Origin of the sequence: Rhodococcus sp. (in: high G+C Gram-positive bacteria) (assembly GCF_049286785.1) — a bacterium.
Lineage (GTDB): Bacteria > Actinomycetota > Actinomycetes > Mycobacteriales > Mycobacteriaceae > Rhodococcus_F.
On record NZ_JBAQEO010000375.1, the window covers coordinates 1 to 9512 of the forward strand.

9 protein-coding genes are annotated in these 9512 nt (G+C 66.7%); 5 read left to right on the top strand and 4 right to left on the bottom strand.

Going from position 1 to position 9512, the window contains the following annotated elements:
• Window positions 1-30 precede the first annotated feature (30 nt).
• The gene (locus WAW17_RS13980; RefSeq protein WP_422333557.1) at window positions 31-519 is read right to left on the bottom strand and encodes a 2-isopropylmalate synthase; all 489 of its coding nucleotides are present in this window, start codon (window positions 517-519) and stop codon (window positions 31-33) included.
• A 520-nt stretch (window positions 520-1039) separates the two neighbouring features.
• Between WAW17_RS13980 and WAW17_RS13985 the strand changes: the two genes are divergently transcribed.
• A complete protein-coding gene (locus WAW17_RS13985; protein ID WP_422333558.1) occupies window positions 1040-1570 on the top strand; it encodes a GNAT family N-acetyltransferase in 531 nt (176 codons plus the stop codon).
• A gap of 6 nt (window positions 1571-1576) precedes the next feature.
• Here the strand turns inward: WAW17_RS13985 and zapE are convergent, their stop codons facing one another.
• Window positions 1577-2593 (bottom strand): cell division protein ZapE, encoded by a 1017-nt coding sequence (zapE, locus tag WAW17_RS13990; RefSeq protein WP_422333559.1) that lies wholly within the window; start codon window positions 2591-2593, stop codon window positions 1577-1579.
• Between the two features lie 34 nt (window positions 2594-2627).
• Here zapE and WAW17_RS13995 point away from each other — a divergent pair, with 34 nt between their 5' ends.
• The 4 genes from WAW17_RS13995 to msrB all read left to right on the top strand — a co-directional run bounded on the left by WAW17_RS13995 (window position 2628) and on the right by msrB (window position 7006).
• Entirely contained in the window at window positions 2628-3416 is a 789-nt protein-coding gene (locus WAW17_RS13995) for a pyrimidine reductase family protein (protein ID WP_422333560.1), read from the top strand.
• Between the two features lie 51 nt (window positions 3417-3467).
• Entirely contained in the window at window positions 3468-5021 is a 1554-nt protein-coding gene (locus WAW17_RS14000) for an alpha/beta hydrolase (RefSeq protein WP_422333561.1), read from the top strand.
• A 35-nt stretch (window positions 5022-5056) separates the two neighbouring features.
• A complete protein-coding gene (locus WAW17_RS14005; RefSeq protein WP_422333562.1) occupies window positions 5057-6382 on the top strand; it encodes a glycosyltransferase 87 family protein in 1326 nt (441 codons plus the stop codon).
• A 189-nt stretch (window positions 6383-6571) separates the two neighbouring features.
• Complete coding sequence (gene msrB, locus WAW17_RS14010; RefSeq protein WP_422333563.1) at window positions 6572-7006, top strand: peptide-methionine (R)-S-oxide reductase MsrB; 435 nt, start codon at window positions 6572-6574, stop codon at window positions 7004-7006.
• Here msrB and WAW17_RS14015 read toward each other — a convergent pair.
• Both WAW17_RS14015 and WAW17_RS14020 read right to left on the bottom strand, forming a co-directional pair.
• On the bottom strand, window positions 6966-9314 hold the full coding sequence (locus tag WAW17_RS14015; RefSeq protein ID WP_422333564.1) for a molybdopterin guanine dinucleotide-containing S/N-oxide reductase: 2349 nt from the start codon (window positions 9312-9314) through the stop codon (window positions 6966-6968). The genes msrB and WAW17_RS14015 overlap by 41 nt on opposite strands.
• Window positions 9315-9326: 12 nt before the next feature.
• On the bottom strand, window positions 9327-9512 hold a 186-nt coding region (locus tag WAW17_RS14020; protein ID WP_422333565.1), incomplete at its 5' end, for a chlorite dismutase family protein.

Genomic DNA, 9512 nt, shown 5'->3' on the forward strand with positions numbered 1-9512 from the left:
GTCCTCGACCGGGGCCACACCGGTGTCGCGTCAGTGCGCGTGCAGGCGGTTGGCGCCCGAAATCATCGCGCGCATGGCTGAATCGGTGTCGGAGTCCGCGATGCCCATGGCCCACCGTCGTTCGCCCCCACGCTCACAGAGCAGAAACGTGGCAGTTCGTTCGCCGATGCGGTGCTGATGGAACGACAGGATCTCCATGCCGCAGTTCAGATCGTGAAGCATGGACGTCATGGCCGACACCGGGCCCGGCGCAGTGGTACCGCTCGTGCAGATCGAACCACCGATGCCGAAGGTCGCCTCGAACTCCCACGTTCCCGGACCCGACTTCGATCGAGTCCAGCTCCCCAACCGGATTGGACCGCTCGCCGCGTAGAGGGCCTCGAAGCTGTGCCAGCTCATCCCTGATGCCTCGATGCGCAGGTCGCGCGGGAGCGTCTTGCCGAACCGGGCGGCGAAGGGATCGATTTCCGAATCGGCCGCGGCGGAGAAATGTGAAGCGGTAGAGGTGAAGGTGCTCATTCTCTCGGTCTTCCTACAAGAAGGGAGGACCAACGCGTAGCTCGACGACCCGCAGCGGGGGGTCGGTCCGGAATCAGACCCCGCTACGGCGGAGAACTACGAGGATGCGCTGCATAACCAGACACTGTAGGCCATTGCGGTACTCCGGGACAACCAGGGTCCGTCCGATAGGTTTCGAAAGCGTCGGGTGGGCGACCCGCAGGTGCCGGAATCGTTACCGCATGCGCTGGAACATGAGGAAATCCTCAGGTAATGTCGGCAGCAGCCATCCACCCCCGATGGCATCGAGCCCCGGCCATGACCCCCCATCCACGGCTGGGGCTCAGTCTTGTCATGGCGACGCAGGCCCGGGCGTGCACGACAGCGACAGACCCGAACGGACCGCGCAACTGGAGTGGCGAGAGTGTTCTACCGAGGAAATGTCGACCCGAGGATGGGCGGGAACGTTGCGGCGATCGGATGACTACGGGACAGTACGAGGAACGACGGCGTGTGAATCGAAGGATGCGGTGAATCAGCTGTGACTGTGGAGGTCGACCCTGCCGGTATCTGGGATTCCGAGGCGATTGCCGACGTAGCCGCCGCCACGTTCCCACTCGCCTGCCCACCCGATGCCAGCCGGGACGACATCGCCGCGTTCATCGACGACGTCCTGTCGGCCGAACGGTTCTCCGAATATCTCACCGATCCGTCTCGCACTGTGTTGAAGGTGACCCATCGCGGATCGATCGTCGGCTACGCCATGCTCGTAGACGGCGAACCGCCGGACCCCGAGATCGCCCGGATGGTGACGGCACGCCCGGCCACCGAGATCAGCAAGTTGTACGTGCTTCCCGGCAGACACGGGACCGGTGTGGCATCGGCCCTGATGGACGCCATCGTCGAGCGCGCCGTCGCCGCGCACTGCGCCGGGCTGTGGCTCGGAGTCAATCAGAAGAACACCAGGGCACAGCGCTTTTACGCCAAACACGGATTCCATCGCGTCGGCACCCGCACATTCATGGTGGGCACGCAGGAACACCACGACTTCGTGATGGAACGCAAGCTGTAGAGCGGGTCAGCTCGCGGCCACCTCGAAGCGAGAGAGGGCGAGCAAACGTGATGTGGCGCGCAGATACTTCTTCCGGTATCCGCCTGCGAGCATTTCCTCGGTGAAGATCTCGTCCAGCTTCGCGCCGGCGACGGTGACGGGGATACTCGCGTCGTACAACCGGTCGGCGAGAACCACCAGGCGCAGGGCCACCGACTGGTCCGCGGCGGGGTGCACTCCGTCGAGGAACACCGCGGGCACTCCCTCGACGAGCTTGTTGTACCGCGACGGGTGCAGGGTGCTCAGGTGCAAGCACAAGTCGTCGAAGTTGTCGAGAGTCGCGCCGGGTGTGGCCTCCACACGGTCGAGGAGTTCCTCGGTGGAAATCGGATCGGGTGCGGGCGGCAGATCACGATGCCGGTAGTCCGGGCCGTCCACACGGATCGTCTCGAAGATGGAACCGAGTTTCTTGATCTCGCGGAGGAAGTCCTGCGCGGCGAACCGGCCCTCACCGAGCTGCCCGGGCAGCGTGTTCGACGTCGCGACGATGGAAACACCGCGCGCCGACAACTCGGACAGTAGGCGGGACACCAGCATGGTGTCGCCCGGATCGTCGAGCTCGAACTCGTCGATACAGAGGACACTGTGGTCGGACAGCTGCTCGACGGCCTTGTTGAAACCGAGTGCGCCGACGACGTGGGTCAGCTCCACGAACGTGCCGAACGCCTTGGGCGATGGCACGCTGTGGAAGATCGAGGCCAGCAGGTGGGTCTTACCGACACCGAAGCCGCCGTCGAGGTAGAGGCCGGCACCCGTCGAGGGCGTCTTCTTGCCGAACAGGCCGCGACGTCCACCAGCCCGGATCTTCCCGACCTTATTCGCGAACTCCTCGGCCTTCTGCACAGCGACAGCCTGGCTGGGTTCGGCGGGATCCGGGATATACGACGCGAAGCTCACCTCGTCGAACATGGCCGGGGGCACCATTTGGGCTACCAACTGATCAGCCGGCACCACCGGGCTGCGATCGACAAGACGTGCATGCATACAGCCAGGGTATCCGCGTGTTGTGATCGTCTACATGCGCCGTCTGCAGAATGCGACCTACTTCACACCGGGATACCCCGGGCCCGATCCGCAGTCCGGTGAGCTCACTGCGGGCGAGATCCGCGAGCTCTACGCCTATCCGGCACCGGGCCCGAGGCCGTGGGTCCGAGCCAATTTCGTGTGCAGCATCGACGGTGCAGTGTCATTCGACGGCGTCAGCGGCGCCCTCGGCACCCCGGCCGACAAGGCGGTGTTCGACACTCTGCGCGAACTCGCGGACGTCGTGCTCGTCGGGGCGGGCACCGCTCGGAGCGAGAATTACGGCGGGGCACGCCTCTCCGCCGAGGCGCGTAGGCGTCGGCTGGCCTCCGGGATGTCCGCGGTTCCGCCGATCGCCGTCGTCTCGGCCCGCGCACATCTGGACCCGCAGTCGCGTCTGTTCACCGACACCGAGGTGCCCCCGATCGTGCTCACCGGGGCCGATGCCGACCCCGAGCGGGTGGCTGCCATCACGGAACTGGGAGCGCGGGTGGTCGTTGTGGGTACAGCTGAGGTGACGAGTGCGTCGATCGTCACCGCGCTGGCAGATCTCGGGCTGAGCAGAGTCTTATGCGAGGGCGGACCCGGCCTGTTCGGGCAGCTCACCGCGGACGACGTGGTGGACGAACTCTGCCTCACCACCTCGCCCACGCTGGTCGGTGGGATCGCGGGCCGCATCACCACGTCCCCACTGGCCCACCGAGTTCCGATGATGCCCGCGCACGTTCTCACCGACACCGACGGGACCGTCCTGACGCGATGGGTGCGCCTGCCCCGCACCTGAGCGACGGGTGCGGATGCCCCGCGGCGCGGCGAACCTGGCAGGCTGGGCGGCATGCGCAGATTGGGGTTGCTCGCACTGGTTCTCGTGGTGTGCAGCGCGTGCGGGGCCGGACCGTCGAACCGGCCTCACGTGGCGGTCGAACGCGAGGGAGGCGGAAGTGAACCTCTCGTGAGCGAGACCGTGGAACCCGATGCCCCGCCGCCACCGCTCCCGGTCCCGGTCAACGAACTGGCCTGGACGGATTGCACGCAGAGCACGCTGTCGGTGCGGGGGCTGGGACCGGGTCCCGCAGGTCTGATCCTCGAATGCGGCACCTACGAGGCCGCCGTCGACGCCGGCGGAACGCTGCCGGGATCGTTCGCCATGGGCGCCATGCGCGCCCGGCTCGCGAGAACTCCCGAGAACGTGGCCCCGTTGGTCCTGACGTCGGGTTCGGATCGGTCGTCGACCGCGACGCTCGCGGCGCTCGCGGCCGGCGGTCTCACCACCCTCCTGTCGGCCCAGCCGGTAGTGGCGGTGGATCGGCGTGGCATCGAGTCCTCGCAGAAGATCGAATGCCTCACCGCCGACATGCGGCGCGCCGTCTTCGACCTGGGCCAGTTCGATCCCGGCACGGGCGATCAGATCGACAAGGTGACGGCACTGGGACGGGACGCCACCATTGCGTGCACCGACTACCTCCAACCACAGGAACTCGCCTTCGACAGCACCCACGCCGCGGACGACATCGAAGAGCTGCGCCAGGTCTGGAACGTGGATTCCCTCGGGATCCTCGCGACCGGCAACGGTGCCGCCGTCGCCCTCGGTTACGCCGCCAAGTACCCGAACCACGTCGGCCGGCTCGTCCTCGATTCGCCGAGGGTGACCACGGTCGACGCGGCCGGCGTGGTCGAGCAGCAGGCGGCCGGGCAAGAGGCGGCATTCGACGCGTTCGCGCGGCAGTGCACCGCACTGAACTGCGCCCTCGGGCCCGACCCGCGGGCTACCGTCGCGGAGTTGGTCACCCGCGCACGAAACGGCGCTCTCCCCCAGATCTCGGCGAACGCCCTTCTCACCGCCATGTCCAGCACCCTCGCCGAAGCCGGCGGCGACCAGCAAGGCCGTGTCCGCACACTCGCCGACGCACTCTCTGCGGCCCGGGCGGGCGACACCGCCGCCATCGTCACCCTCGCGCAGCGAGGGCAGGCCACCTACGACAGCGACGGGCAATACATCACCCGGTGCACGGACGGTCAGCAGTGGCCCGCCCCCGACCGCGTGCGCGAACTCCGGCAGGAGTGGAGCGAACGGTTCCCCCTCTTCGGACCCGAGGCCGCTGTGGGTCTCTTGACCTGCACATCGTGGCCGGCGACCACCCCTCCTGCGCTGCCGAGCGAACTCGAGATGCCCGTACTCGTCCTCAGTGGTGTCGCCGACCCGGTGGTGGGCAATGCCGGCGTCGGCACGGTGACGGGGACCGTCGCCGGTGCAGGCGCCACCACCGCCACCCTGACATGGCACGGCAGAGGGCATCCGGCGACCCATTCCGACTGCACTCAGAAAGCGATCGTCTCGTATGTCGCGGACGGGACACTGCCGCCGGACGGAAGCGCCTGCCCCGCCTGACGGTGACCTTCACCGCCGCTCGCAAGGTGGGGTGCATGACGCCGTGTCGGCGCGTCTCGGTGTACCGTGCCGGGGTGTTCCTTCGACATCTCGAGCCGCGCACCGGGCGGTCTGCAAACGAGGTCATCAACTTCGCGCTGTGGCCGATCGCCGTCATGACCGTGCTGCATCGAGTGGTCGTCAAGGCGGTCAACGGGTACATCACCGACGATTTCCGTCCTGTGTACAACGCGGCTCTGGCCTTCCTGAACGGCAGGCCGGTGTATGGCGCCAACTTCGACTCGGTCGACCCGCACTACCTGTATCCACCCTCGGGCACCCTGCTCATGGCCCCGATCGCGGTGATCGACCCCGAGAAGTCCCGCTGGTTGTTCATCGCCGCCAACGCGATCGCGATCATCATTGCGCTCTACCTGCTGCTCCGCCTGTTCGATCTCGGCGTGAACTCCATCGCCGCCCCGATCCTGCTGTTCGCGACATTCTCTTCCGAGACCGTCACCAACACTCTCGTCTTCACCAACATCAACGGGCTCGTCCTCCTCGGTGAAATCGCGTTCCTCTACCTGCTGATGAAGAGGAAGGATCTGTGGTCCGGTGTCGCGATCGGGCTGACCTTTGCGGTGAAGCCGATCCTTGCGCCCCTCCTGCTGCTCCCGCTCGTGCGCGGGCAGTGGAAAGTGTTCGTCACCGCGGTCGGGATACCGCTCATCCTCACCGCGGTGGCGTGGCCGCTGTCGGCCGATCCGATGGATTTCATCCACCACACGGTCCCGTATCTGATGGAGTCCCGGGACTACTTCAACAGCGCCATCGTCGGCAACGGCAAGTACTACGGTCTCCCGACCGCGTTGGTCTGGTCCCTGCGCGGAGCATTCCTGGTTCTCGTCGCGACCTCACTGTGGCTGCTCTATCGGTACTACCGGCACGACGAACTCTTCTACGTCGTCACCACCTCAGGTGTGCTGCTCACCGCCTCCTGGCTCCTCGGCTCCCTGGGCCAGATGTACTACTCGATGATGTTGTTCCCCCTCCTGATGTCGGTGGTACTCAAGAACTCGGTGATGCGGAACTGGCCGGCGTGGCTGGCGGTGTACGGGTTCATGAGCTACGACAGCTGGTTGTCGAGCCGGTTCGCCGAGGCCGGACGTACAGCCGAATACATGAAGACCACACTCGGGTGGAGCCTGCTGCTCATCGTCATCTTCGGTGTTCTCACCGTGCGCTACCTGACTGCCCGGAAAGAGGGCCGGCTCGATCAGGGCATCGACCCTGCCTTTCTCCTCGAACCTCGAGAGCAGGCACCGGAGACCGCGTCCCCGCGGTCCGCCGAGCCCGAGGCCGAGTCGGCAACCCGAACATAGATCGTTCAGCGGAACGCGTGGCGAGCCGCTCGCGGTTGCCTTCTCCGATATCACCTGCCGGAATATCGTGTCTGCCTCATGAGGCCACGGCACGTCGACCGCCGCACTCCCACGCCCGTTTCCGCCGACGCTGTGCGCCCCGACTCGGGCCCGACAGCCGCCCGACCCAAAACGTATTAGCGTGGGGATATGAGTGCGCAGCAGAATCCCACAGAATCCAGCCCGAAGGTCGTTCTCTCCGACAGCGAGTGGCGGGAGAAGCTGACCCCCGAGGAATACGCGGTACTGCGGCAGGCGGGCACCGAACGTCCCTTCGTCGGCGAGTACACGGACACGAAGACCGAGGGCGTCTATCGCTGCCGCGCCTGCGACGCGGAATTGTTCCGGAGCACCGAGAAGTTCGAATCGCATTGCGGTTGGCCGTCGTTCTTCGACCCGGCCGATTCGGACGCCGTGATCCTGCGTGAGGACACCGCCCTCGGGATGCGCCGCGTCGAGGTGATCTGCAAGGCGTGCCACAGCCACCTCGGGCACGTTTTCGAGGGTGAGGGCTACCCCACCCCCACCGATCAGCGCTACTGCATCAACTCGATTTCGTTGCGTCTCGAGCCGACCGGGAAGTGATCGTGGGCGGATCGAACGCACGAATCGGCGGGAGCTCACCGTAGTAGCGTTCGATCTGCACCAGCACGTGCTGGCCGGTGCAGCCCTGTGACAGCGACGAACTTCCGACGTCCGGGGTCAGCACGTTGGGGTTGCCGTGCACGCACAGCGAATCCGGGTCCGCGGGGTCGAGCGGGTCGTACCATGCGCCCGTCGACAGCTGCACCACCCCGCGGCGGACACCGTCGTCCACCACCACCCCGGCCAGGCAGGCACCGCGATCGTTGAAGACCCGCACCACATCCCCCGCGGCGAGCCGCCGATCGGCCGCATCCGACGGGTGGATGCGCAGCGGCTCACGGCCGTGGATCTTGGACTTCTGGCTGGTGGCGCCGTGGTCGAGTTGACTGTGCAATCTGCTGCGCGGCTGATTGGCGATCAGGTGCAGGGGATACCGTCCGGCACGCTCTCCGCCGAGCCACTCCTCGGGCTCGTACCAACGCGGGTGGCCGGCGCAGTCGGCGTAGTCGAAGCCGTCGATGTCGGCCGAGAAGATCTCGATCCGTCCGCTGGGCGTGTCGAGCGGGTACTTCGCCGGGTCTGCCCGGAAGTCCCCGAACAGGACGAGATCGTCCTCGGTGCGCATCCGTACGTGCCCCTGAGTCCAGAACTCGTCGAAGTCGGGGGCGTGGCCGCCGTCGGCTCGCACGAACTTCTGCCACTGCCCGTAGAGATGTTCCAGCCACTGGCCCGACGTGCGGCCCTCGGTGAACGTCTCCCCTACGCCGAGCCTGCGGGCCACCGCGGCGAACGTGTCGTAATCGTCCTGCGCATCCGCATACGGACGAACCGCGGGATGCATCGCCACGATCAGAGGATCGTTGCGGGTGCAGCTGAGATCGGCCCGCTCCAGAGACGTGGTGGACGGCACCACGATGTCCGCGTGCCGCGCCATCGGCGTCCAGTAGGGCTCGTGCACGACGATCGTGTCGGGACGGGCCAGCGCGCGGCGTAGCCGGGCGATGTCCTGATGATGGTGGAACGGGTTGCCACCGGCCCAGTACAGCATCTTGATGTCCGGGTAGGTGAGCGTCCGGCCGTCGTAGTCGAACCGCCCGCCCGGGTTGAGCAGCATGTCCGAGATGGCGGCCACCGGGATGAAGTCGCCGACCGGGTTCGGTCCCTGCGGCAGGGTCGGCAGCGGGTACGGGACCGGCGCGAGGCCGGGTTCGTTCATCGACCCGTATCCGTGTCCGAAACCTCCACCGGGAAGGCCGATCTGGCCCAGCATCGCGGCGAGGGTCACGCCCATCCAGGGGGCCTGCTCGCCGTGCCGGACGCGTTGGAGCGACCAGGTAACGGTGACCATGGTCCGGCCGGATGCCATCCGGCGCGCGAGCGTGACCAGATCCGACGCCGCGATGCCGGTGATCCGCGCAGCCCACTCCGGAGTCTTCGGCTGCCCGTCCGCGCGTCCGAGCAGGTAGTCCTCGAAGCGGTCGTAACCGAAGCAGTGGCTTTCCAGAAATGCCCTGTCGTGCAGACCTTCCGACGCGAGCACATAGGCGAGAGCAAGCATGATCGCCACATCGGTTCCCGGCACCGGCGCATGCCATTCGGCGTTGCCGTGCATGTCGTCGCGCAATGGACTGAACGACACGATGGTTCCGCCGCGGCGCCGGAGCGCGTCGAGCGCATCACGCGTGGGGTGATCACTGGTGCCCCCGTGGTTGACACCGGTGTTCTTGATCGGGACACCGCCGAAGCACACCATCAGATCGGTGTTCTCGGCGATGATCTTCCACGACGTCGACCGCGCGAACAGCTTCCAATGCGTGCCGACGACACGGGGCATGATCACGCCGGTCGCACCGAGCGAGTAGCTGTGCACCGAGCGGGTGTATCCCCCGAGTGTGTTGAGGAACCGGTGGACCTGGCTCTGCGCGTGGTGAAAGCGCCCAGCGCTGGCCCACCCGTAGGAGCCGCCGAAAATGGCGCTGTTGCCATGAGTGTCGATGACGCGGCGCAACTCGTTCGCGAGTCTCTCGGTCAGCTCGTCCCAGTCCACCGACACGAACTCGTCGGATCCGCGGGCACTGCTGGGCCCGGGCCCGTTCTCGAGCCACCCGCGGCGCACGACGGGTCCGGTTATCCGCGACCTGTGCCGCACCGAGCCGGCGAAATTGCCCAGGGCGGGCGACGGGTCGGAGTCCCCCTCGTAGGGGTGCACCGCGACGACCTCGCCGCCCGCCGCCTCGGCCTCGAACATTCCCCAGTGGGACATGTGTTGATAACGGGGTGGCGTTGCCGCCCCGTCGGAATGGCTCATGTGCGAGTCAGATCACGGCAGTGCCGTGACCAGCTTCTCCACGTCCACGCGCGGACCGGTGAAGAAGGGCACCTCTTCCCGGACGTGCAGCCGCGCCTCGGTGGCACGCAGGTCACGCATCAGGTCGACGATGCGGTGCAGTTCGGGAGCCTCGAAGGCCAGGATCCACTCGTAGTCGCCCAGCGCGAACGCGGGAAC